A 21,630-nucleotide genomic window follows, 5' to 3' on the forward strand; every position below is an offset into this window, starting at 1 on the left:
GTTTTATGGTGGGCGTAGCTCAGCTGGTTAGAGTACCGGATTGTGATTCCGGATGTCGTGGGTTCGAGTCCCATCGTCCACCCCACTTACAACGTGCGATGTGTTTCAAAATGGGCCGTTAGCTCAGTTGGTAGAGCAGTTGACTCTTAATCAATTGGTCRTAAGTTCGAATCTTACACGGCCCACCATTTTGGAAGGCGCTTAGGGAAACCTAAGCGCCTTTTCTTTTGCCCTCATGTTTCCCGCGAGCAGAGCGATGGATACCGGCAAACCTGGCAAGACGAGAACCCCGCGGCGCGATGGCCGTCCAGGCTCCGGCCTGTTGATCCGGCCGCACGTCGGTGCGGAGACGCGGGTGAAGTCGGGTGGGCGTGCGGAGCGCTCCTCGAGCTCTCCTGGCGCGGCGTCGAGCGACCAGCCGTCCGCTCCTCGAGGTGATCGGACTCGGGAGGAGTCAGGCGCGTCGGAGTGACTGCCGCTCTGACGGATTAGAAGTCGGCCACGGTACCGACCGGTTATGACAGGTTCGCCGGTGACAGTGCCTGCAGCATCGAGGTAGTGCATCGCCGGGCCGCGGCAGCCGCACTCGGTTCCACGGGTGTCTCGGTCCGGCACGCGCCGCCTCCAAGGGTCTCGGGGCTTAGTCTTACCAAGCTGCCTTCCGAGACTTTCGAGCCGAAGCTGGCACAGATCMGTTGGTCGAGTTCCCGGGTAGCCTGAGGCTGGGATGTGTGGAGATACAGGTAATCGCCATTTTCAAGTTCGATAAGGTGTTGCTCGACCAGCGTGTCCATCCCGTGCTCATCTTTCAGGATGACTTGTCGGACGACGCGTTTCTCGCCCTCGAGCGACATGCTCGCGCTTTGCTGGGTGACTTGGGCGAAGACGAGAGCTGGCATCGCAGCGGCGGCGAGCGGGAGTAGATATCGCATTGGGGTGCCTCCTTGGGTGGGAGGCTCAGGATCGACTGGCGGGCGAGTCGATTGAATACGCCAAATCTGAAAAATGGCCTACACGACGACCGACACTACGCGGGACGACACCTGAATCGCCTTCACCGGTCGCAGGCGATAGACCTGAGCGTGCGCGGGACCTAGAATGGCGCCGCGAGCGAGAGTGGCGGAATTGGTAGACGCACCAGATTTAGGTTCTGACGGGTAAAACCGTGCGGGTTCGAGTCCCGCCTCTCGCACCAACCAGGGATCGACCCATGACCAGTGACGAGCAGCTCATTCGCCGCCTGTATGACGGTTGAAGTGCATCAGCTTGTCCGTGACCTGCAGGGGCAGATTCTTCTCGATGAAGTCATCCATCACGCCTTCGTTGTGAAAAGTGGACGGGTGCAGCGCTTCTATATCTTCGGGCCCTCCGAGCTTAAGAACGTGTGTCATTAATTCGGCCCAACGGGCCACAGCAGGACAGTCACCTTGAACGCAGTGCAGGGAAGTGGCGCGAGAGTCTGGTGGTCGAAGCTTGTCGGAATCGCGGCTCTGGCCGGATTTTGCGCCGCGCTGTCGATCCATGTGCGATGCATCCTCCATCTTCCGGTCCCCGAGGAGATTTGGCGGGGTTGCCCGCTTTCATTTTTCCTGTTTGTCGGCGCGGCTCTGGTGTTCATGCCCATGTTTCGCGATGCCAGCGACGGTCGGATCGGTGGCGTATCGAACTCGCGAATTGTCGCTGGCATGCCGACATGGGCGCGTGTCGCGATCGGCGCGTGTGCCGTCTACGTCGCCGTGAACTTCTTCTGGTGCGTCGTCTTCCACGGCGGAAAGGTGCATGTTTCCGGTGGCAGGGCTATTGCCTACGCTTCAGGCGTCTCGCGCGTTTTAAGTGATGTGGAGTATCGGGACTATCTCGAGTGGCAGATGCGTATGTGGTCCGGTCACTGCCTGATCTTCTATCTGGTTCCGGCGTTCTATTTTCTTTGCGGACCGGGTGCAAAGATGCGCGTTGCGCCAAGCATGCCCTGATCGTCTATGCCCCGGCAGCTTTGCGACGCTTCGCTGCGAGGTAAGCGTGCGTCAGGATAGTAGCCTGACGATCACTTGAATCATGGCAATAACAAACGCGGTGCCTGCCACGACCGCGGCGACCAAGATGATCCATTGGAGCGTCCGCATATAAAAATGACTCTCCGCCGCGATCTTCGCGTTCACCGCGGCGATCTTTTTCATTTCGACCCTATGAGCTGCGGCATCCTCAAGCATGCCCGTCAATCTTGCCTGGATCAGTTCACTGTTTTTCGAGGTCATTGCCTTCCTTGCTTGCCTCGGCCGGTGAGCAAGTCTGAGCGTAGCCAAACCATGCGCCCTCGTCATGCGGGTGCAGCTCCCTACGACGCTTCGTAGCGGTGCTTGATGTCACGATCCCAAAAGTTTCAATAACCCAAGCGCAGCGGCAAACGTACCCGCCACCGCCACGTAAGGATACCAACGCGCCTCTGCGTTGATTTTCATGGTCTCGGCGGTGATCGTTCGGATCTCCGCGCGGAGTTTTTCGCGCTCGTCGTCGATCATCAGTTCGGTCTCCGGCTCGGCCGGTAAAGGATTGGCGGACATCTCTCGCTCCCAGCGTATCACCGGGCCATTTCGGCCGGCACGAGTACGCAGATTACGGAGGCGCAAGGTGCGGCAATGTCAGCCAAATCCGCCAGAAATGCGAAGGCAATGCAGCTGATGCGTAGGGCAACTACGCCGGTGTCTGCGTTCGCCGAGCTACGATAGTTCCTAAGACGGCCAACGCCACTGTAATCGCGAAGTTCGCCGCAAACGCTGCCGTGTGCGACACATTCAACAACGCAGCGAACAACGTGCCGCCGATCGCGAGTGTCGTTGCCACCATCAGTGACTCGCACAACTGCAGCGCCGAGCTGTTGCTACCTTGCTCGTGTTCGCTCGACATGGAGAGGGCGAGAACGGCGACGGTGCCGTAGAGCATGCCCATGCCGAGACCGGTCAGCAGCCAGCCAAGGACAGCTCCCGTCACCGGCATCCATTCGAACGTGGCCAGTGATGCAGTCGCGACGCCGAGGACCATCAATGCGGTACCGCGAGTGAGCAGGGCCTGTCGAGAAATCTTTGCGTAATGGCCCTGGTACCACGAACCCGAGAACCAGCCGATCGCGCCGACACTGATGCCGATGCCTGACCACGTTGGTGACAGGCCGTGTTGTTGCGAGAAGACCAGGGGAAGAAACGCCTCCGCGCCGAAGAAGGCGGAGGCTGCGATGCCGCGCAGGGCGATCACCGCCGGCAATCCACGCGCCGCCCGCAGCGTGCCGGCGGGCAGCAATCGGTGACCACATCCGATCAGCAAGGCGACCGCGGGTACGAAGAGCGCCGCGGCCAGCCAGCCATGCTCCTGGCCAGCGACGAACAGCAGGCAGGTGCCGAGGGACGCGCCGACGGCATTGAGCATGCGGCCGGGTTTGTCTTCCTGCGGATGCGTCGGTGGTGCCAGCGAGTTCAGCGCGCCGCGTAGCGCGGCTGCGGCGGGCAGGGCGAGTAGGGGCACGGCGAGGAACACCCAGCGCCAGCCGACGTGCTCGACGATCGCGCCGCTGATGGCCGGACCGATCAGGGCGGGCACAACCCACCCGGCCGAAAACGATGCGAATACCTTCGGGCGCAACGATTCCGGATACAGGCGCGCAACGATCACGTACAGCGCCGGCGACAGGCAACCGGCACCCAAGCCCTGCACGAGCCTGCCGACAAGCAATGTCGGCATGTTGTGCGCGAAACCTGCGATCAGCAGGCCCGCCACAAATCCGACCAGGCCGGTCCACACGGCCGGGGCAGGTCCCTTGCGGTCGGACCAGCGGCCGGACAGCGCCATGCCGATGACGCTGGTCGCCAACATGCCGCCAAAGGCGAGGGCGTACGCCCGCAGGCCATCGAGCTCGCGGGCCACCGTCGGCATCGCCGTGGTTACCGCCAGCGCTTCGAAGGCGAGCAGGGAGATCAGCGCGACCATGCCGAGCGTGGCGGCCCGGTAGGTCGGGGAGAGGATGCCGTCGGCGCGCGGAGTCGCAGAGGGCTGGGTGAGGTCAGGGGTCGACGTGCCCACGTTCATTCTTTCTTCCTTGGGGGTAGGGAGTTTCGCACGCTTGCGCGCACATCCCGGGACGCGCAGGATGGAACCTCAACGTTGGTTGAGGTCAAGCGATGCGGGAATTCAGCGTGGGTGACGCCGCCAGGCGTGCCGGTGTGGCGGTCTCGGCCCTGCACTTTTATGAACGAAAAGGGCTGATCCGTAGCCTGCGAACGGCCGGCAACCAGCGGCGCTACGCCGGCGATGTCCTTCGTCGGATCGCCGTGATCCGGGTGGCCCAGCGGGTCGGTATCCCGCTGGAGGCCGTGCGGCGGGCCTTTTCCGCCCTGCCGGACGAGCGCGCCCCCAGCCGTGAGGAATGGGCACAGATGTCCGCGGCATGGCAGGACGAGCTCGACGACCGGATCAAGCAACTGGTGAATCTGAAGGACAAACTGACCGAGTGCATCGGTTGCGGCTGCCTTTCCCTGACCGCCTGCGCCCTCGCCAATCCGGGCGACGCACTGGCGGCGGATGGCGGCGGTCCGAGGCGCTGGAGCCCCGCCTGACCCCCGTCTGACGCCTGTTGCGGCGGTAGAGGGGCAAAACGTAGAATGGGCAGTCATTTGCGGGGTTTTTCACCCCATCGCGCCACACTCGTGGTGGTTTCAGGAGAGGTCATGCAGGTTTCGGTTGAGAATGTCGGCAAGCTCGGGCGCAAGCTCACGGTGAAGTTCCCGGCTGAGCGCCTCGAGTCGCAGGTCAGCCAGCGCATCGCGGAGATGGGTCGCACGGTACGCCTGAAGGGGTTCCGTCCCGGCAAGGTTCCCACCAACGTGATCCAGCAGCGCTTTGGCGCGCAGGTCCGTGGCGAGGCACTGTCCGAGCTGATCGGCTCCACGCTGCGTCAGGCCGTCGAGCAGGAAAAGCTCCAGCCGATCGCCAACCCGGCGGTGGACACCACGGGTAATGCCGAGAACGGCGAAATCGCCTACACGGCTACCTTCGAGATCATGCCGGAGTTCCCGGTGATCGACGTGGCGGCGCTCGAGATCGCCCGTCCGAAGGCTGAAGTGAAGGATTCCGACATCGACAAGATGATCGAGACCCTGCGCACGCAGCGTCGCAGCTTCGACGAAGTGACCCGCGCCTCCAAGGACGGCGACTTCGTGATGTTCGAATACGCCGCTGAAGCCGGTGACTACCGCTTCCCGACCGAAGGCCTGGAGCGCGCCGGTAGCGTGCTCGGCTCGGGCACCCTGTTCAAGGCGCTCGACGAAGCCCTCACCGGCCGTTCGGCTGGCGAAGACCTGGTCCAGGACGTGGCCTTCCCGGAAGACTTCCGTAACCCGGAGCTCGCCGGCAAGACCGCCAAGGTCACCTTCAAGATCGTCAAGGTGCAGGAGCCGAACCTGCCGACCGTCGACGCCGAGTTCGTGCAGCTGTTCGGTGTGGCCGATGGCGACATCGAGACCTTCCGCAAGGAAGTCCGCGCCAACCTCGAGCGCGAGCTCAAGGCCAGCGTGATGGCCCGCCTGAAGTCCGAAGTGGCCGAGAAGCTGGCCGGCGCCTACCCGGAGCTGGACGTGCCCGACCTCATGACCGATGCCGAGGCCCGCAGCCTTGCCGCCGGTAACCTGCCGCGCGGCCAGGAGCCGAGCCCGCAGATGGTCGCCGAGGCCACGCCGTTCGCCCGTAAGCGCGTGCTCGCCGCGCTGCTGATGGGTGAAATCGCACGCAAGAATGAGATCCGGATTGATCGCAAGCGCATGGCGGAAATGCTTTCCGCGATCGCTTCGACCTATGAAGAACCGGAAAAGGTCATTGAACTGTATAACGGCGATCCCCAACTGATGTCGGGACTGCAGAACCGCGTCATGGAGGATCAGGTGGCTGAGTGGGTGGCGGATAACGCCAAGTCCACCGACCAGGAACTGACCTTCGACGAGGTGATGCGCCCGATCGGTGCCTGACCGCATCGATCACTTGCAATAGCCGGGCCCCACACGAAGGAGAGACCGCATGTCCATGGCTCCGATCCAGAACCTCAACCTGGTGCCCATCGTCGTCGAACAGACCTCACGCGGTGAGCGTTCGTACGACATTTATTCGCGTCTCCTCAAGGAGCGCATCATCTTCGCCGTGGGGCCGGTCGACGATTACATGGCCAATGTGATCGTCGCCCAACTGCTGTTCCTTGAGTCGGAAAACCCGGACAAGGACATCAACCTTTACATCAACAGCCCGGGCGGTTCCGTCACGGCCGGCATGGCGATCTACGACACGATGCAGTTCGTGAAGCCGGACGTCAGCACGATGTGCATCGGCCAGGCTGCCTCGATGGGCGCCCTGCTGCTGGCAGCGGGTGCCGCGGGCAAGCGTTATTCGCTGCCGCATTCGCGCATCATGATCCACCAGCCCTGGGCTGGCGGTATCTCGGGTCAGGCCACGGACATTGAGATTCATGCCCGTGAGATTCTGACCATGCGCGAGCGTCTCAACGCCATCCTCGCCCACCACAGTGGCAAGACGGTCGACGAGATCGCCCGTGATACCGAGCGTGACCGCTTCATGAGTGGGGCCGAGGCCCAGGCCTATGGCCTGATCGACTCGATCCCCGAAAAGCGCACGGTCGACACCGTCCGTTCAGCTTGATTTGAACGTTTTCGCTTGTGAAAACCGGCACTTCGCTCCTGATTCCAGGGGCGAAGTGCTGTGCTATTCTCAAAGCGTACCTGGATTCTCAGTAGGGCCCAAAGCATGAGCGACGAGCGGCAGAGCCGTTCCAACGACGGCGGCAAGATTCTTTACTGCTCCTTCTGCGGCAAGAGCCAGCATGAAGTGCGCAAGCTGATCGCCGGCCCCAGCGTGTTCATCTGCGACGAATGCGTTGAGCTGTGCAACGACATCATCCGCGAGGAACTGGAGGAGAAGGCGGCCTCCGGCCGGACCCAGCTTCCGAAGCCCCGCGAAATCATGGAAGCCCTCGACCAGTACGTGGTTGGTCAGACGCGCGCCAAGAAGGCGTTGTCCGTCGCGGTCTACAACCACTACAAGCGCATTGAATCGCGCCAGAAGAACGACGAAGTCGAGCTTGGCAAATCCAACATCCTCCTGATCGGTCCGACCGGTTCGGGCAAGACGCTGCTGGCCGAAACGCTGGCGCGCCTGCTCAATGTGCCGTTCACCATCGCCGATGCCACGACTCTGACCGAGGCGGGCTATGTCGGTGAGGATGTCGAGAACATCATCCAGAAGCTTCTGCAGAAGTGCGACTACGACGTCGAGAAGGCGCAGAGCGGCATCGTCTATATCGACGAAATCGACAAGATCTCGCGTAAGAGCGAGAACCCGTCGATCACCCGCGACGTCTCCGGCGAAGGTGTGCAGCAGGCCCTGCTCAAGCTCATCGAGGGCACGCTCGCCTCGGTGCCGCCGCAGGGTGGCCGCAAGCATCCCCAGCAGGAATTCCTGCAGGTCGACACACGCAACATCCTGTTTATCTGCGGTGGTGCGTTCTCGGGTCTGGAGAAAGTCATCCAGCAGCGTTCCGAGGTCACGGGTATCGGCTTCGGTGCCGAAGTCCGCTCGAAAGAACGTACGGAGAACGTCGGCAAGATGCTGTCGGAAGTCGAACCGGCGGATCTGGTCCGTTTCGGCCTGATTCCCGAGTTCGTCGGTCGTCTGCCGGTGGTCGCCACGCTCGACGAGCTCGATGAGGCTGCCCTGGTGCAGATCCTCACCGAGCCGAAGAACGCGGTCACCAAGCAGTTCAAGAAGCTTTTCGATATGGAAGGCGCCGAGCTGGAATTCCGCCCGGAGGCCCTGTCCGCCATCGCCCGTCGCGCGCTCAAGCGCAAGACCGGCGCACGTGGACTGCGAACCATTCTCGAACAGGTGCTGCTCGACACGATGTTCGAACTGCCCTCGCTGGAGCATGTCAGCAAGGTCGTGGTCGACGATGCCGTGATCGATGGCCAGGCCGAGCCGTATCTCATCTACCGCGGGAACCTGCAGCAGCAGCGGATCGCGGGTGAGGGCGGCGACGCAGCCTGATCACTGCATAAGCAAGCTACCGCGGCCCCGGCGTCCAGTACGCCGGGGCCGTTTTTCTTTGTGGTGTCCGCTCTTGATCGTTCCTTCGCGAACCACCACTTGACGTGTATGGCGGCTCCGGCGCAGTGTCGGGGCGAACCCCAAATTCTCTGAGGGAAACCCCAAGCACATGGCGAAGAATCGCAGCCAAACCACGAGCGGATCCGAGCTGGACCTGTTGCCGGTCCTGCCCCTGCGTGACGTCGTTGTCTACCCGCATATGGTCATTCCGCTGTTCGTGGGTCGCGACAAGTCCATGCGCGCGCTGGAGCGGGCGATGGAAGGCGAACGGCAGATCCTGCTCGTCGCCCAGAAGAGCCCCGACATCGACGATCCGTCGATCGGCGATCTGCATTCGGTCGGCACGCTCGCCGGTGTCCTGCAGCTGCTGAAGCTGCCCGATGGCACCGTCAAGGTGCTCGTCGAAGGACAGTCGCGCGTACAGATCGATGCCTTCGAAGACGAAGCCGGCATGATGAGCGGCAAGGCGCGCGTCATCGAGCCGATCTACAGCAGCAACGAACGCGAGCTCGACGTCGTGTCGCGCTCGCTCGTCTCGCTGTTCGAGCAGCTGGTCAAGCAAAGCCGCAAGCTCCCGCCGGAAATCCTCGCGACGCTCTCGGGTATCGACGATCCGTCGCGCCTGGCCGACTCCATCGCCGCGCATCTTTCGGTGCGCATGGGCGACAAGCAGCGCGTGCTCGAAGCGGCCGATGTCGGCCAGCGCCTCGAGTTGCTCATCGGCCTCGTCGATGGCGAGATGGACTTGCAGCAGGTTGAAAAGCGCATCCGCGGACGCGTCAAGTCGCAGATGGAAAAGAGCCAGCGCGAGTACTACCTCAACGAGCAGATGAAGGCCATCCAGAAGGAGCTGGGTGAGGGCGAAGAGGGCGCGAACGAGATCGAGGAGCTGCAGAAAAAGATCGACGCCGCCGGCATGCCCAAGGCCGTGCTCGCCAAGGCGCGTCAGGAATTCAACAAGCTCAAGCAGATGTCGCCSATGTCCGCCGAGGCGACCGTGGTCCGCAACTACCTCGATTGGGTGGTCGGCGTGCCGTGGAAGAAGCGCAGCAAGGTCCGCAAGGATCTCGCGCTCGCCCAGGAAACCCTCGACGCCGATCACTTCGGTCTGGAAAAGGTCAAGGAACGGATCCTCGAGTACCTCGCTGTGCAGCAGCGCGTGAACACGATGAAGGGTCCGATCCTCTGCCTCGTCGGTCCACCCGGCGTGGGCAAGACCTCGCTCGGCCAGTCGATCGCCAAGGCGACCAACCGCAAGTTTGTCCGCATGAGCCTGGGTGGCGTGCGCGATGAGGCTGAGATTCGCGGCCACCGTCGTACCTACATTGGTTCCATGCCGGGCCGCATCGTGCAGAACCTCAACAAGGTCGGCACGAAGAATCCGCTGTTCGTCCTCGATGAAATCGACAAGATGTCGATGGACTTCCGTGGCGACCCGTCGTCGGCCCTGCTCGAAGTGCTCGATCCGGAGCAGAACAACGCGTTCAACGATCACTACCTGGAAGTCGATCTCGACCTCTCCGAAGTGATGTGGATCGCGACGGCGAACTCCCTCAACATCCCCGGTCCGCTGCTCGACCGCATGGAAGTGATCCGTATCCCGGGTTACACCGAGGACGAGAAGCTCAACATCGCGCTGAAGTATCTGGTGCCCAAGCAGCTGAAGGCGAATGGCCTGAAGGCCGATGAACTGACGGTCGGCGAAGATGCGCTGCGTGACATCGTGCGTTACTACACGCGGGAATCCGGCGTGCGTAACCTCGAGCGCGAAATCTCCAAGATCTGCCGCAAGGTGGTCAAGGAAATCGCGCTGGGCACGGTGCCTGCGAAGGCCAAGGCCAAGGTGAAGAAAACCGCCGCCAAGGCCGTCAAGGGCAAGGTGCTGGCTCCGGACCAGGTGCGCGTGGACGGTGAGAATCTCGACCATTTCCTCGGCGTGCGTCGCTTCGACTTCGGTCGTGCGGAGCTGCAGAACGAAGTGGGCCTGGTGACGGGTCTGGCCTGGACCCAGGTCGGCGGCGACCTGCTCAGCATCGAGGCCTCCGTGGTCCCGGGCAAGGGTCGCCTGATCCAGACGGGCCAGCTCGGCGATGTCATGAAGGAGTCGATCCAGGCTGCGCTCAGCGTGGTTCGTGCCCGGGCCGAGGCGCTGGGTATCGATCCCGACTTCCACCAGTCGCTCGACATCCATATCCACGTCCCTGAAGGTGCCACGCCGAAGGACGGCCCGAGTGCGGGTATCGCCATGTGCACGGCGCTCGTGTCGGCGCTGACCAAGGTGCCGGTGCGCTCTGAAGTCGCCATGACGGGTGAGATCACCCTGCGCGGTCGCGTGCTGCCGATCGGCGGCCTCAAGGAGAAGCTGCTCGCGGCCCATCGCGGCGGCATCACCACGGTGATCATTCCGGACGAGAACCGGAAGGACCTCATCGACCTGCCGGAGAACATCACGTCGTCGCTCGCCATTCATCCGGTGAAGTGGATCGACGAGGTGCTCAATCTGGCGCTCGAGCGTCCGCCGGCACCGAAGAAGGCCGGAGACGGCGGTGAGGCGGTCGAGGTGCCCCTCGAAGAGGCCAAGGCTGGGAAGGGCAAGGGCAAGGGTTCGCCGTCGCTCACGCACTGATCTCCGCCGATCCCTCCGCGTAACGAACAAAGGGTGCACGCAAGTGCACCCTTTTCGTTTTCGCCGTCCTGTCATTGTTGACTCGCGATAATCGTTTTTCTCTTCCCATGCAAGCCTCCGTGAAGGATGCATACGCGCTGAAAGCGTTGGTATTGCTCGTATTGCGATGGGGGGAGGGCACTGGTATAAAGGCGGCTCCGCAATCGTCCGCGCCGCAAGGGCGCCACGTATCGCGGGTCGTCGAACGATGCCAAAAGCTCACGTTCGAAGATCTACCGTCTTCTCGTACAGGATTGCCTTTCCGGCGATTCGAATTACCTTTGAAAGGGAGTTACGTAATGAATAAAACCGACCTGATCGCCGCCATTGCTGAAAAGGCTGAACTGTCGAAGGCCGACGCTGGCAAGGCGCTCGAAGGCCTGATCGAAGCAGTGAAGGACACCCTCAAGAAGGGTGAAGACGTCGCCCTCGTCGGCTTCGGCACCTTCAAGCTGCGCAGCCGCGCTGCCCGCACGGGCCGCAACCCGCGCACGAACGAAGAGATCAAGATCCCGGCGTCCAAGGTTCCGGCCTTCACGGCTGGCAAGGCGCTCAAGGATCACGTAAACTAAGTAGTCTTGCTGTAGGGGGTGCTTAGCTCAGCGGTAGAGCGTCGCCTTTACACGGCGCTGGTCGGGGGTTCGATCCCCTCAGCACCCACCAACGGTAAGTGGAGTGGTAGTTCAGTCGGTTAGAATGCTGGCCTGTCACGCCGGAGGTCGCGGGTTCGAGTCCCGTCCACTCCGCCAATCCGCAAAGGCGCCCGTGTGGCGCCTTTGCTTTATCTACCGTCGGTAAGGATTTGCCGACGCCACCTGTGCGAGTCGCATCATGCTGCAAGCCCTGCGTAACAAGATCCACGGTTGGCCCGCGGCCATTGTCCTCGGCGTTTCGGTGTTCGCCGTTGCCTTCTTCGGCATCGAGTCGTACTTCGTATCGCGCGTCGATACGTATGTGGCGAAAGTCGGCGACCACGAGATTTCTCAGCAGGACTGGCAGAACCGGATGAACGAGCTGCGTCAGCAGATCGCACAGAATCCGAACGCGCCGTTCACTGTCGCCGATCTCGAGAAGCCCGAGCTCAAGCAGCAGGTGCTCGACGGCATGATTGGCAAGGTCCTCCTCGACAAGGCCAATACCGATCTCGGCCTCCAGGTGTCCGACGCCAGTGTGCGCGAGACGATCGGCTCCGATCCCGGCTTTGCCGTGAACGGGCAGTTCAGTCCGGATGCGTACAAGGCCATTCTCTCCATGCAGGGCATGAGCCCGGCCATGTATGAGTCCAAGGTCCGCGCGGACCTCGGCAACCAGATCATCCCGCAGGCGATTTACGCGACCACCCTGGTCAGCGACGCCGATGTCGATGGCTTCTTCCGCCTCCAGCTCCAGCAGCGCGACCTGCGCTTCGTGGAACTGCCGCGTCCGTCGCTGACGGATGCCACGGTGGCCGATGGCGACATCGATGCGTTCTACAAGTCGCACATCGCCGACTACACCACGCCCGAGCAGGTCTCGGTGCAGTACCTCGAAGTGAAGCAGGCCGACCTGAAGCTCGGTGAGCCGACCGACGCCCAGCTGCACGAGTTCTACGACAAGTTCAAGCAGCGCTATGCGCAGCCGGAACAGCGTCAGGTCTCGCACATCCTCATCGATGTGCCCAAGAACGCCACGCCCGACCAGCAGAAGGTCGCGCTCGAGAAAGCGAAGAAGATCGCTGCCGAGGCCACGCCGGAAAACTTCGCCAAGCTCGCTGCCGATAACTCGGAAGATCTGGGCTCCAAGCGCAGCGGCGGCGATCTCGGCTGGCTGGAAAAGGGCGTCGCGAACGCTGCCTTCGATACCGCGCTCTTCAGCATGAAGAAGGGCGAGATCTCGAAGGAGCCGGTGCTTTCGCCGGAAGAGGGCTACCACATCATCTGGGTGCGCGATGCGCGCGAGGGCGATGCCAAACCGTTCGCCGAGGTGCGCTCGCAGCTCGCCGCGGACTGGGCGAAGGGCGAGGGCGAGCGTCTCTACAACGAGCGCGCCGGCCAGCTGGCCGACCTTGCCGAGCGCAATCCGGGTTCGCTCGATGCCGCCGCCAAGGAGCTCGGTGTCGAGATTCGCACCACGCCGATGTTCGGTCGTCAGGGTGGTGAAGGCCTGGCCTCCGATCCGAAGTTCGTTGCTGCTGCTTTCGCCGACGACGTGCTCAACCAGGGCAACAACTCCTCGCTGGTCCAGGTCGGCAAGGGCGACGCGATCGTCATGCACCTGGGCAAGCACGCCGCTGCTGCGCCGAAAAACCTGGCCGACGTCCGCGACGTGATTCGCCAGCGCATCCTCGACGAACGCGTCGACGCGATGGCGAAGAAGCAGGCTGATGAACTCGTCGCGCAGGTGGCCAAGGGTGGCGACATCGCCGCGCTCGCCAAGGCGCCGGTGCGCACCGCCACCGACCTGGAGCGCAGCAAGCTCTCCACCGTCAAGGACGTGCCGACGCCGATTCTCCAGCAGGCCTTCACGCTGCCGCATCCGGTCGACGGCAAGCCGAGCTGGTCGGTCGTGCAGACGGGTAATGGCACCTACGCGGTGGTTGCCGTGGACAAGGTCACCGACGGTGACCTGACCAAGGTCACCAAGGCCGAACACGACGGCTTGCGTGGCCAGATCACCGATGCGATGGCCAAGGCCGCCACGATCGAATACATCGATGCGCTCAAGGCCCGCGGCGAGATCAAGGTCGCGCAGGACCGCATGTAACACCACGAAGCCCAGCGCTTCGCCGGAAGGCCCCTCATCGCTGAGGGGCCTTTTTTTGTCTGCCGTCCATGCGGAAGCGCATGGTGCGCCCGGCCGATTACAATGGGCGCCTTACTGCGTCAAAGGGACAACCCGTGATCATTACCCCCAAGGTTCGTGGCTTCATCTGCACCACCGCTCATCCGGTCGGCTGCGAGAAAAACGTGGAAGAGCAGATCGCCATCACCAAGGCCAGCGGCGCGTTCGCCGACGGCCCGAAGCGCGTGCTCGTGATTGGTGCCTCCACCGGCTACGGCCTTGCCTCGCGCATCACGGCCGCCTTCGGCCAGGGTGCGGCGACGCTGGGTGTGTTCTTCGAGAAACCCTCGAGCGAAACCAAGACCGGCACGGCCGGCTGGTACAACTCGGCGGCCTTCGACAAGCTTGCCACGCAGGCGGGTCTGTACAGCCGCTCGATCAACGGCGATGCGTTCTCCGACGAGACTCGCGCCAAGGCCATCGAGATCATCAAGGCCGACATGGGCGGTCCGATCGACTTGGTCGTGTATTCGCTCGCTTCGCCGGTGCGCAAGCTGCCGGGGACGAACACGGTCGTGCGCTCCGCACTGAAGACGATCGGCGAGACCTTCACCGCTTCCTCGGTGGACACCAACAAGGATGCCGTCATCCAGGCGTCCGTCGAGCCAGCGACGCCGCAGGAAATCGAAGACACCGTGACCGTCATGGGTGGCGAAGACTGGGCACTGTGGATCGCCGCGCTCAGCGACGCCGGCGTGCTGGCCGAGAACGCGACCACGGTGGCGTACAGCTACGTCGGTACCGAGATCACCTGGCCGATCTACTGGCACGGCACGCTCGGCCAGGCCAAGCAGCATCTCGACCGCACGGCGAAGCAGCTGGGTGAGCGTCACAAGGGTCTGCGTTCGTACGTCGGCGTGATGAAGTCCGTGGTCACCCAGGCCAGCTCGGCCATTCCGGTCATTCCGCTCTACGTGTCCATGGTCTTCAAGATCATGAAGGCCAAGGGCATCCACGAAGGCACGATCGAGCAGATCAACCGCCTGTTCCACGATCGCCTCTACCGTGCGGATGGCAAGGCGCCGGAAGTGGACGCCGAAGGTCGCCTGCGGCTGGACGACTGGGAGCTGCGTGACGACGTGCAGAGCGAGTGCAAGGCACTGTGGCCGACGGTCACCACGGAAAACCTGTGGACCGACACCGACTACGCCGGCTACAAGCACGACTTCATCAAGCTGTTCGGTTTTGATCGCAAAGACGTCGACTACGCCGCCGACGTCAACCCGGACGTCCGCTGGAACGTCGTAGAAATGTAAGCGTTCGGCTGCTCTGGTAGGAGCCGATTCATCGGCGATGCTCTTGCTCTGGTAGGAGCCGATTCATCGGCGATGCTCTTGCTCTTGTCCGGTAGGAGCCGATTTATCGGCGATGCCTAACGGTGTCGCGAGCACCCGTCGCCGATGAATCGGCTCCTACCGAGCAGGAGTTCGGCACGGGCCCGGCAAACGCTGAATCAGCCCATCAACCCCACGATGTTGAAACCCGCATCGACATACGTGACCTCACCGGTCACCCCGGACGCAAGATCCGAACACAGGAAGGCGGCGACATTGCCGACTTCCTCCTGTGTCACGCCGCGTCGCAAGGGCGCGACGTTGTCGACCTGATCGAGGATGCGGCGGAAGTTGCCGACACCGGACGCGGCGAGCGTCTTGATCGGTCCGGCGGAGATGGCATTCACGCGCGTCCCTTCCGGCCCGAGGTTATAGGCGAGGTAACGCACGTTCGCTTCCAGGCTGGCCTTGGCCAGACCCATCACGTTGTAGTTCGGCAGGGCGCGTTCCGCGCCGAGATAACTCAGCGTGAGGATCGCGCCGCCACGACCAGACATCAGCGGGCGCGCGGCTTTCGCCAGCGCCGCGAGGCTGTAGCTGGAGATGTCGTGCGCCACCGCAAAGTTCTCGCGAGTGAGGTTGTCGAGGAAGTCGCCCTGCAAGGCCTCGCGCGGCGCGAAGCCCACCGAATGGACGAGTACATCCAGGCCGTCCCAGTGCTGACCGAGCTCGGCGAACACGCGCTCGATGTGCGCGTCGATGCCGACATCGCATTCCAGAACGAGGTTGGAGCCGAATTCTGCAGCGGCCTCGTCGACGCGATCTTTCAGGCGTTCGTTCTGATACGTAAACGCCAATTCCGCCCCTTCACGATGCATCGCCTCGGCGATGCCCCAGGCGATGCTGCGACGGCTGGCGATGCCGACGATGAGAGCCCGCTTGCGATGCAGGAAGCCCATGGGCTTAACGCGACGCGGTGAGGCGCAGGACCTGGCCGGGCTTCACGGCCTGCGTCTGCAGGTCGTTCCATTTCATCAACTGCTCGACGCTGACCTGATGACGGCGGGCAATCGTCCAGAGGGACTCGCCGTTGTTGACCTTGTAGACGATGGCGACGGCCTTTTCGTCGGCCTTCGACGGCTTGCCACCCTTGCCGGGCGTCGTGGCCTTGGCGATGGCGGAAGCCTTGCCAGCCTTTGACGCCTTTTCAGCCCGATCGGCCTTGGCAATCTCAGCCTTCGAAAGATTCGCCCCCTTGGCGTTCTTCTTGCCCTTGCTGCCCTTGGCCGCAGGCTCATCGGCAACGGCATCATCATCGATCGACGAAGACGGCTCTTCGATGACAGCGGCGACCGGCCCGAGGTTGTACTGATCGGCGGCCGTCTTCGGCAGCAGCAGCGACGACGACACGGTGCCCTTCGTCGTGCGGTACGCCGGATTGAAATCACGCAGGTCGTTCATCGACAGACCCGACTGCTTTGCAGCTTGAGCGAGCGATTGCGGATTCGACACCTGCACCACCTGCAACGCGTCGTCGCCATCCTGTCGCGGCAACTGCACGTTGAAGCGACCCGGGTCGCGAACGATGCACGCGATCGCCATGAGCTTGACCAGGTGTTCCCGGGTGGCCGCTTTCATCGGCACATCCGGCAAGCCTTCTTCGGCCGTCGGACCGCCGTGCTTGTCGATGGTCTTCTTCAGGCCGAACTCGCCGGCGTTATACGCCACATCGACCAGACGCCAGTCGCCGAGGTCGTCGTAGTAGCGGCGCATCATCGACATCACCGATTCCGTGGACTTGGTGATGTCGAGGCGCTCGTCGTAATTCTTCTGTACACGTAGGCCGAGCGTCTGTGCGGTCTGCGGCATGATCTGCCACATGCCGGCAGGGCGGTTCTTGGCGCCCGGCACGTGCCGGTACTGGCTCTCGACCCAGGGCAGCAGGGCGAACTCGCCCGCCACGCTGTGCTGCATCGCCGACTTGTGCGCGTAGACGATCAGCGGCAGCACTTCGTTGACCTGCTGCTCGAAGCGGTTCGGCATCTTCGTGTACGTGCGCGCCCAGGCGACGACTTCGGGGCCGGCTTCGCAGCCCGGCATCGCGAAGCTGTCACGCATGCCCGACCAGAAGTCGGCAGACGTGGCAGGACGCATCAGCTTCGGCGACATCGACACGTTTTCCACCGGAATCACGGTGGGTGCTGGCGCGACGGAGATGGGCACCGGCCGCTGCGGAGCGGCGGCGCAGGCCGTAAGCACGAGAGGAATCAGCGCGGGAAGAATGCGTCGGGTCAGAGCCATCATGCGGTGAATGTGTCCTTGGCCCGACGTAACGCTGCGAAGCGTTCCGTCCGCGTGGCGGAGTCCTTGCCCTGGGCTTCGACCCAGCGACGAATCGCGTCGCTGTCCACGCGCAGGAAGGGGTTGGTGGCGAACTCATCCGCGAGACGGCTCGGCACGGAGGGCCGTCCTTCTTCGCGCAAGCGCGCCACCTCGTCACGACGGAGGCGCAGGGGGCCGTTGTCCGGATCGACGCTGAGCGCGAAACGGATATTGGCCGCGGTGTATTCGTGCGCGCAGCAGACCAGGGTCTCGGCGGGCAGGCCGGCGAAGCGCTCCAGCGAGGCCAGCATCTGCTCGGGCGTGCCCTCGAACAGGCGGCCGCAGCCGACGCTGAACAGGGTGTCGCCGCAGAACAGGAAACCCTCGCCGAAATAAGCGATGTGCGAGCTGGTATGACCCGGCACCGCGATGACCCGGAACGTCGCGTGAGGCGACTCGAGCGTGATGGAGTCGCCGTCTTCGACGAAGTGGTTCTTCGGCTGGATGCGTGGATCCGCTGTGGCGTACACCTCCACATCGTGGTCGCGGACCAGGTCCGAGACGCCACCGACGTGGTCGTTATGGTGGTGCGTCAGCAGGATCGCCTTCAGCCGCCAGCCCCGCTCATCGAGCGCGGCCTGGACGGGGGCGGCTTCACCAGGATCCACGACGAAAGCATTGCCTTCGTCATCGGCGACCAGCCAGATGTAGTTGTCGCTCAAAGCCGCGACGGGAACCCAATGCATCGGGCCGAACTCCGTGACGTCGGTAGGGCGCGAACACCCAGTGAATGGCCGCCCTTAGGTCAATACCAGTAGGACGGGGCGGCCGGACTATATCAGCCGGGTATATCCCACTCGTTAGAAGCTCGTTAACGCATGCGGGGGCCATTCAAGATCACTACACTGGTCGCCTATGCCCACCCTGGCCCCCGACATCTATACGTCGCCGCAGATCGGCAAGCTGCTGGCCGACGAGGCCCGTGTGCTCTCGCCCCTGCTGACCCGATGTACCGGAGAGCACGGGCTGCACCTCACGGCATCACTGCAGGCCGACCCGCCGGCCTTGCCCCTGCTGGGCCACTGGGCGACCGTGCGGGTCGCCGGGCCGCACCTGGGTGGGGACGTCTGTGCGAGCGGGCTGGAAGCCCTGCCGTTCGCCGACGATGCCTTCGGCGTGGTGCTGCTCCGGCACGCCCTCGAAACGACGGCGCGCCAGGACAATCTCCTCGACGAAGCGATCCGCGTGCTGGCCCCTGGCGGCATGCTCGCCATCACCGGTATTCACCCGGTCGGCCTGTGGTCGCCGTGGGTGGCCCGTCAGGCCCGTGGCACGCGGCCGCGTCTGACCTGGCCGTGGTGGTGGAGTCAGCGGCTGGTTCGTGACGATTTCGAGCTGTCGATGCCGCGCCGGTTGGGGAGTGCCTGGCCGCGGGCGGGCGGCTCGCCCGTCGGTGAGTCCATGGTCGGCGGCGGATACATGCTGATAGCGCGCAAAAAGCGTCCGGCAGCGGTACCCTTGCGCGCCCGCACCGCGGCGGTCGAGGCACCCATGCCCGGCACGCTCGCGTCTGGCGCCCGTCGCAACGCACGTGAGTCCATCTCTTGACCGAAATCACCACCGACACCGTTGAAGTCTTCACCGATGGCGCCTGCCTGGGTAATCCCGGCCCCGGCGGCTGGGCCGCCCTGTTGCGCGCCAAGGGCATCGAGAAGATGCTCGCCGGCGGCGAAGCCGATACCACCAACAACCGCATGGAAATGATGGGTGCGATCTCGGCGCTCGAAGCGCTGACCCGTCGCTGCCATGTGCACCTGATGACCGACTCCAAGTACGTCATGCAAGGCGTGCAGGAGTGGGTGCCGAAGTGGCGCCGCAACGGCTGGAAAACCGCCGACAAGAAACCGGTGAAGAACCAGGACCTGTGGATCCRCCTGGACGAAGCCGCCGCTGCGCATACCGTCACCTGGGAATGGGTGAAGGGGCATGCCGGCCATGTCGAGAACGAGCGCGTGGACGTCGCCGCGCGCGACCAGGCCATCATCTATAAGTCGAAGGGGACCGTGGCATGAGGCAGATCGTTCTCGATACCGAAACCACCGGCCTCGAAGCGCACCTCGGTCATCGCCTCGTGGAAATCGGCGCGGTCGAGATGATCGGCCGTCGTCCTACCGGCAGCCACTTCCATACGTACCTCAACCCGCAGCGCGCCATCGACGAAGAGGCGAGCAAGGTCACGGGTATCAAGGACGAACACCTCGTCGACAAGCCGCTGTTTATCGAGAAGGTCGACGAGTTTCTCGATTTCATCCGCGGCGCCGAGTTGATCATCCATAACGCGGCGTTCGACGTCGGCTTTCTCAATGCCGAGCTGAAGCGGGCAGGGGAGCACTACGGACAGATTTCCGACTACGCGACGGTGCTCGATACGCTGTTGATGGCGCGCCAGATGTACCCGGGCCAGCGCAACAGCCTCGACGCGCTGTGCAAGCGTCTGGGCGTGGACAACACCAAGCGTGACCTCCACGGCGGCCTGCTCGATGCGCAGCTGCTCGCGGACGTCTATGTTGCGATGACCACGGGCCAGGGCGGCCTCGAGTTCGCCTTCGATGCCAACGACGAGCGCGGCCGGACCAGTGTGCTGCAGGACATCGTGATCAAGCGTCGTCCGCTGGTGCGTCACGCCGATCCGGAAGAGCTCGCACGGCACGCCAAGCGTCTCGAAGCGCTGGACAAGTCAGCCGGTGGGCAGAGCATCTGGCGGAAGATGGAAACGTCCGAAACGATCCACTGAGGCGTGGCGGCCGCTCAGGCCGCCGAACGCAGCAGGATCGCCGTGATGTTGTCGCGTGCGCTGCCCGAGAGGGCTTCGAGCAGGAGATGGTCCACGCCTTCCTGCGCCGCGATATCCGTCCGCGAGACGATGGCGCCGATGCGCGCGTCGTCCACTTCATCGGTCAGGCCGTCGGTACACAGCAGCAGCCGTGCGCCGTAGGGCAGTTCGCCCCGGGCCAGGCCGATATGGAGCTGATCCGGCGAGGTGATACCCAGGGCCTGGGTGAGCACGCTGCGCTGGGGATGCGTCCGCGCCTGCGCCTCGGTCAGCTCACCGGCCTCGACCAGGGCTTCCACGATGGAATGATCGTGCGAGAGGCGCTTGAGCTCGCCGTCCCAGATATAAATGCGACTGTCGCCGACCCAGGCGGCCTCATAGGAACGCCCGACTAGCCGCACGGCGGCGATCGTCGTGCCCATGGGGCGGGACTCGGAAAGGCCGCTGGAGCGGGCGATGAGCGCCTCGTTCACCCGCTGGATCGCGTCCACCAGCGACTGGCCGGCCGTGACCTGGGCCACCACGCCGTCGCGCGCCGTGGCCGACGCCACTTCGCCATGCTTGTGCCCGCCCATGCCGTCCACGACCAGGAACAACCCCAGCCCGGCGTCGGCGTAATAGGTGTCCTCGTTACGCGTGCGGCGGAGACCCGTATGCGTGCCGTGTCCGAACTCGATCATGGTGGCCTTGGAAGCGGGGAAGGGCGCCACGGCGCCGGAATGCACCGGCAGAATGCCCCATCAAAAGTCTGTTGTCACGGCAGAAGAGACCCACTATCATTGCGGGCCCGGCAGAGCGAAAGCCCTGCCGTCGACCGTTCACGGAGAGGTGGCAGAGTGGTCGAATGTACCTGACTCGAAATCAGGCGTTGGTGAAAGCCAACCGTGGGTTCGAATCCCACCCTCTCCGCCAGTAAAAAGAAAAAGGGTTACGCAGCAATGCGTGGCCCTTTTTTCTTGTCTGACAGTCGGCAGTATTTTTCACCGTGCAAGCGTTGTCGAGGGAGTGGACGTGAGCCGAATGCGATCGTGCTGCGCGGTGTTCATCGCGCTTACCGCCGTTTCATCTCCGAGCTTCGGCGAAGGCCTGGTGACTTGCAAGGAGCTCGGAGCGGTATCGACAGGCATCGGATGGCCTGCTCGTGGAAAGTTCTCGAACGACGACTATGGCTTTTCCGTCCGTGTCCCCAAGAACGTTACTGCCTGGTCGGGCGTCGCCAAAGCGGCACCTTTCCACGGTTTCGGCTTCAGTCTCGATAAAACGCGCCGCAGTTGTATCGACTTCTATTTGGAATGGCGCGTCGACAGAGATGAACCACCGTCGTTGCCAAATGAACTGATGCCCGTCCCGATGGTGGGCGCTACCGCGAGCGTGGGTGAAATTCGTGGCGAGATCGATGGCAAGCCGTACCTAAACAGAGTCGTCTATTTCACGAGAAAGCACGGGGAAGGCTTCGTTGATGGCCGCATTAGCCTGATCGTCGCCACCCAAGATGAGAAGCGAGCGCGCGAGATATTTGATGCGTTCATGCGCTCGCTGACGTTTCCGTGAGTGCGTTGGCATGC

22 protein-coding genes and 6 tRNA genes are annotated in these 21,630 nt (G+C 63.2%); 19 read left to right on the forward strand and 9 right to left on the reverse strand.

The features are described 5' to 3' along the window. Positions 1 to 8: 8 nt before the first annotated feature. Both AC1DYM_RS20970 and AC1DYM_RS20975 read left to right on the forward strand, forming a co-directional pair. Positions 9 to 85: transfer RNA gene (locus tag AC1DYM_RS20970), tRNA-His, on the forward strand. A 27-nt stretch (positions 86 to 112) separates the two neighbouring features. Continuing rightward, a tRNA-Lys gene (locus AC1DYM_RS20975) sits at positions 113 to 188 on the forward strand. A 327-nt stretch (positions 189 to 515) separates the two neighbouring features. Here AC1DYM_RS20975 and AC1DYM_RS20980 read toward each other — a convergent pair. Continuing rightward, the gene (locus AC1DYM_RS20980) at positions 516 to 932 is read right to left on the reverse strand and encodes a hypothetical protein (protein ID WP_477341688.1); all 417 of its coding nucleotides are present in this window, start codon (positions 930 to 932) and stop codon (positions 516 to 518) included. Between the two features lie 178 nt (positions 933 to 1,110). Here AC1DYM_RS20980 and AC1DYM_RS20985 point away from each other — a divergent pair. After that, positions 1,111 to 1,195 (forward strand) — tRNA-Leu (locus AC1DYM_RS20985). A gap of 34 nt (positions 1,196 to 1,229) precedes the next feature. On the opposite strand, the gene AC1DYM_RS20990 is transcribed toward AC1DYM_RS20985, so the two are convergent. Further along, positions 1,230 to 1,391: a hypothetical protein gene (locus AC1DYM_RS20990; RefSeq protein WP_477341690.1), complete on the reverse strand. Its 162-nt coding sequence runs from the start codon at positions 1,389 to 1,391 to the stop codon at positions 1,230 to 1,232. A 36-nt stretch (positions 1,392 to 1,427) separates the two neighbouring features. Between AC1DYM_RS20990 and AC1DYM_RS20995 the strand changes: the two genes are divergently transcribed. Beyond that, positions 1,428 to 1,973 (forward strand): hypothetical protein, encoded by a 546-nt coding sequence (locus tag AC1DYM_RS20995; RefSeq protein ID WP_477341692.1) that lies wholly within the window; start codon positions 1,428 to 1,430, stop codon positions 1,971 to 1,973. Positions 1,974 to 2,024: 51 nt separating this feature from the next. Here the strand turns inward: AC1DYM_RS20995 and AC1DYM_RS21000 are convergent, their stop codons facing one another. The 3 genes from AC1DYM_RS21000 to AC1DYM_RS21010 all read right to left on the reverse strand — a co-directional run bounded on the left by AC1DYM_RS21000 (position 2,025) and on the right by AC1DYM_RS21010 (position 4,077). Continuing rightward, positions 2,025 to 2,255, reverse strand: a complete 231-nt coding sequence (locus AC1DYM_RS21000) for a hypothetical protein (protein ID WP_477341694.1) — start codon at positions 2,253 to 2,255, stop codon at positions 2,025 to 2,027. Between the two features lie 108 nt (positions 2,256 to 2,363). Then, positions 2,364 to 2,561 (reverse strand): hypothetical protein, encoded by a 198-nt coding sequence (locus AC1DYM_RS21005; protein WP_477341696.1) that lies wholly within the window; start codon positions 2,559 to 2,561, stop codon positions 2,364 to 2,366. Between the two features lie 130 nt (positions 2,562 to 2,691). After that, positions 2,692 to 4,077 carry an MFS transporter gene (locus AC1DYM_RS21010; RefSeq protein ID WP_477341698.1) on the reverse strand — a complete coding sequence of 462 codons (1,386 nt, stop codon included), beginning with the start codon at positions 4,075 to 4,077 and terminating at the stop codon, positions 2,692 to 2,694. A 92-nt stretch (positions 4,078 to 4,169) separates the two neighbouring features. Here AC1DYM_RS21010 and soxR point away from each other — a divergent pair, with 92 nt between their 5' ends. The 10 genes from soxR to fabV all read left to right on the forward strand — a co-directional run bounded on the left by soxR (position 4,170) and on the right by fabV (position 14,892). Continuing rightward, positions 4,170 to 4,604, forward strand: a complete 435-nt coding sequence (soxR, locus tag AC1DYM_RS21015; RefSeq protein ID WP_477341700.1) for a redox-sensitive transcriptional activator SoxR — start codon at positions 4,170 to 4,172, stop codon at positions 4,602 to 4,604. A 111-nt stretch (positions 4,605 to 4,715) separates the two neighbouring features. Continuing rightward, the gene (tig, locus tag AC1DYM_RS21020; RefSeq protein WP_477341702.1) at positions 4,716 to 6,008 is read left to right on the forward strand and encodes a trigger factor; all 1,293 of its coding nucleotides are present in this window, start codon (positions 4,716 to 4,718) and stop codon (positions 6,006 to 6,008) included. 55 nt (positions 6,009 to 6,063) lie between these two features. After that, positions 6,064 to 6,690, forward strand: coding sequence for an ATP-dependent Clp endopeptidase proteolytic subunit ClpP (gene clpP / locus AC1DYM_RS21025; protein WP_107914007.1), 627 nt, complete (start codon positions 6,064 to 6,066; stop codon positions 6,688 to 6,690). 105 nt (positions 6,691 to 6,795) lie between these two features. Beyond that, complete coding sequence (clpX, locus tag AC1DYM_RS21030) at positions 6,796 to 8,091, forward strand: ATP-dependent Clp protease ATP-binding subunit ClpX (RefSeq protein WP_046968783.1); 1,296 nt, start codon at positions 6,796 to 6,798, stop codon at positions 8,089 to 8,091. 169 nt (positions 8,092 to 8,260) lie between these two features. Further along, on the forward strand, positions 8,261 to 10,777 hold the full coding sequence (gene lon, locus AC1DYM_RS21035) for an endopeptidase La (protein WP_477341704.1): 2,517 nt from the start codon (positions 8,261 to 8,263) through the stop codon (positions 10,775 to 10,777). A 338-nt stretch (positions 10,778 to 11,115) separates the two neighbouring features. Further along, the gene (locus AC1DYM_RS21040) at positions 11,116 to 11,388 is read left to right on the forward strand and encodes an HU family DNA-binding protein (protein ID WP_036112061.1); all 273 of its coding nucleotides are present in this window, start codon (positions 11,116 to 11,118) and stop codon (positions 11,386 to 11,388) included. A gap of 16 nt (positions 11,389 to 11,404) precedes the next feature. Then, positions 11,405 to 11,479 (forward strand) — tRNA-Val (locus tag AC1DYM_RS21045). 9 nt (positions 11,480 to 11,488) lie between these two features. Then, positions 11,489 to 11,565: transfer RNA gene (locus AC1DYM_RS21050), tRNA-Asp, on the forward strand. An 82-nt stretch (positions 11,566 to 11,647) separates the two neighbouring features. Next, positions 11,648 to 13,558, forward strand: coding sequence for a SurA N-terminal domain-containing protein (locus AC1DYM_RS21055; protein WP_477341706.1), 1,911 nt, complete (start codon positions 11,648 to 11,650; stop codon positions 13,556 to 13,558). Positions 13,559 to 13,692: 134 nt separating this feature from the next. Continuing rightward, positions 13,693 to 14,892 (forward strand): enoyl-ACP reductase FabV, encoded by a 1,200-nt coding sequence (gene fabV, locus AC1DYM_RS21060; protein WP_477341708.1) that lies wholly within the window; start codon positions 13,693 to 13,695, stop codon positions 14,890 to 14,892. A gap of 197 nt (positions 14,893 to 15,089) precedes the next feature. Here fabV and AC1DYM_RS21065 read toward each other — a convergent pair whose 3' ends face one another. From AC1DYM_RS21065 to gloB, 3 genes are read right to left on the reverse strand one after another with little or no spacing between them, the layout of a single operon-like run. Next, positions 15,090 to 15,869 carry an enoyl-ACP reductase FabI gene (locus AC1DYM_RS21065; protein ID WP_477341710.1) on the reverse strand — a complete coding sequence of 260 codons (780 nt, stop codon included), beginning with the start codon at positions 15,867 to 15,869 and terminating at the stop codon, positions 15,090 to 15,092. Positions 15,870 to 15,873: 4 nt separating this feature from the next. Then, the gene (locus AC1DYM_RS21070) at positions 15,874 to 17,214 is read right to left on the reverse strand and encodes a transglycosylase SLT domain-containing protein (RefSeq protein ID WP_477341712.1); all 1,341 of its coding nucleotides are present in this window, start codon (positions 17,212 to 17,214) and stop codon (positions 15,874 to 15,876) included. After that, positions 17,211 to 17,978, reverse strand: coding sequence for a hydroxyacylglutathione hydrolase (gene gloB / locus AC1DYM_RS21075; RefSeq protein ID WP_477341714.1), 768 nt, complete (start codon positions 17,976 to 17,978; stop codon positions 17,211 to 17,213). The genes AC1DYM_RS21070 and gloB overlap by 4 nt, the downstream gene beginning before the upstream one ends. 169 nt (positions 17,979 to 18,147) lie before the next feature. Here gloB and AC1DYM_RS21080 point away from each other — a divergent pair, with 169 nt between their 5' ends. The 3 genes from AC1DYM_RS21080 to dnaQ are packed head-to-tail and all read left to right on the forward strand — an operon-like array spanning position 18,148 to position 20,026. Continuing rightward, positions 18,148 to 18,840, forward strand: coding sequence for a methyltransferase domain-containing protein (locus AC1DYM_RS21080; protein ID WP_477341716.1), 693 nt, complete (start codon positions 18,148 to 18,150; stop codon positions 18,838 to 18,840). Further along, entirely contained in the window at positions 18,837 to 19,304 is a 468-nt protein-coding gene (gene rnhA, locus AC1DYM_RS21085; RefSeq protein WP_477341718.1) for a ribonuclease HI, read from the forward strand. The genes AC1DYM_RS21080 and rnhA overlap by 4 nt, the downstream gene beginning before the upstream one ends. Beyond that, the gene (gene dnaQ / locus AC1DYM_RS21090) at positions 19,301 to 20,026 is read left to right on the forward strand and encodes a DNA polymerase III subunit epsilon (RefSeq protein WP_477341720.1); all 726 of its coding nucleotides are present in this window, start codon (positions 19,301 to 19,303) and stop codon (positions 20,024 to 20,026) included. The genes rnhA and dnaQ overlap by 4 nt, the downstream gene beginning before the upstream one ends. A 14-nt stretch (positions 20,027 to 20,040) precedes the next feature. Here the strand turns inward: dnaQ and AC1DYM_RS21095 are convergent, their stop codons facing one another. Next, entirely contained in the window at positions 20,041 to 20,745 is a 705-nt protein-coding gene (locus AC1DYM_RS21095) for a PP2C family protein-serine/threonine phosphatase (RefSeq protein ID WP_477341736.1), read from the reverse strand. A gap of 142 nt (positions 20,746 to 20,887) precedes the next feature. Here AC1DYM_RS21095 and AC1DYM_RS21100 point away from each other — a divergent pair. Together AC1DYM_RS21100 and AC1DYM_RS21105 are read left to right on the forward strand one after the other, a co-directional pair. After that, positions 20,888 to 20,977, forward strand: a tRNA-Ser gene (locus AC1DYM_RS21100). A gap of 99 nt (positions 20,978 to 21,076) precedes the next feature. Beyond that, the gene (locus AC1DYM_RS21105; protein WP_477341722.1) at positions 21,077 to 21,616 is read left to right on the forward strand and encodes a hypothetical protein; all 540 of its coding nucleotides are present in this window, start codon (positions 21,077 to 21,079) and stop codon (positions 21,614 to 21,616) included. Positions 21,617 to 21,630: the final 14 nt, after the last annotated feature.

Source organism: Luteibacter sp. P1_D3, from assembly GCF_056406135.1.

Bases quoted from the DNA above. Each gene is read 5' to 3' on its own strand.
- AC1DYM_RS20990 (WP_477341690.1), bottom strand. From the start codon at position 1,391: ATGACACACGTTCTTAAGCTCGGAGGGCCCGAAGATATAGAAGCGCTG.
- AC1DYM_RS21000 (WP_477341694.1), bottom strand. From the start codon at position 2,255: ATGACCTCGAAAAACAGTGAACTGATCCAGGCAAGATTGACGGGCATG.
- AC1DYM_RS21005 (WP_477341696.1), bottom strand. From the start codon at position 2,561: ATGTCCGCCAATCCTTTACCGGCCGAGCCGGAGACCGAACTGATGATC.
- AC1DYM_RS21010 (WP_477341698.1), bottom strand. From the start codon at position 4,077: ATGAACGTGGGCACGTCGACCCCTGACCTCACCCAGCCCTCTGCGACT.
- soxR (WP_477341700.1), top strand. From the start codon at position 4,170: ATGCGGGAATTCAGCGTGGGTGACGCCGCCAGGCGTGCCGGTGTGGCG.
- tig (WP_477341702.1), top strand. From the start codon at position 4,716: ATGCAGGTTTCGGTTGAGAATGTCGGCAAGCTCGGGCGCAAGCTCACG.
- clpP (WP_107914007.1), top strand. From the start codon at position 6,064: ATGGCTCCGATCCAGAACCTCAACCTGGTGCCCATCGTCGTCGAACAG.
- clpX (WP_046968783.1), top strand. From the start codon at position 6,796: ATGAGCGACGAGCGGCAGAGCCGTTCCAACGACGGCGGCAAGATTCTT.
- AC1DYM_RS21040 (WP_036112061.1), top strand. From the start codon at position 11,116: ATGAATAAAACCGACCTGATCGCCGCCATTGCTGAAAAGGCTGAACTG.
- AC1DYM_RS21055 (WP_477341706.1), top strand. From the start codon at position 11,648: ATGCTGCAAGCCCTGCGTAACAAGATCCACGGTTGGCCCGCGGCCATT.
- AC1DYM_RS21065 (WP_477341710.1), bottom strand. From the start codon at position 15,869: ATGGGCTTCCTGCATCGCAAGCGGGCTCTCATCGTCGGCATCGCCAGC.
- AC1DYM_RS21070 (WP_477341712.1), bottom strand. From the start codon at position 17,214: ATGATGGCTCTGACCCGACGCATTCTTCCCGCGCTGATTCCTCTCGTG.
- gloB (WP_477341714.1), bottom strand. From the start codon at position 17,978: ATGCATTGGGTTCCCGTCGCGGCTTTGAGCGACAACTACATCTGGCTG.
- AC1DYM_RS21080 (WP_477341716.1), top strand. From the start codon at position 18,148: ATGCCCACCCTGGCCCCCGACATCTATACGTCGCCGCAGATCGGCAAG.
- dnaQ (WP_477341720.1), top strand. From the start codon at position 19,301: ATGAGGCAGATCGTTCTCGATACCGAAACCACCGGCCTCGAAGCGCAC.
- AC1DYM_RS21095 (WP_477341736.1), bottom strand. From the start codon at position 20,745: ATGATCGAGTTCGGACACGGCACGCATACGGGTCTCCGCCGCACGCGT.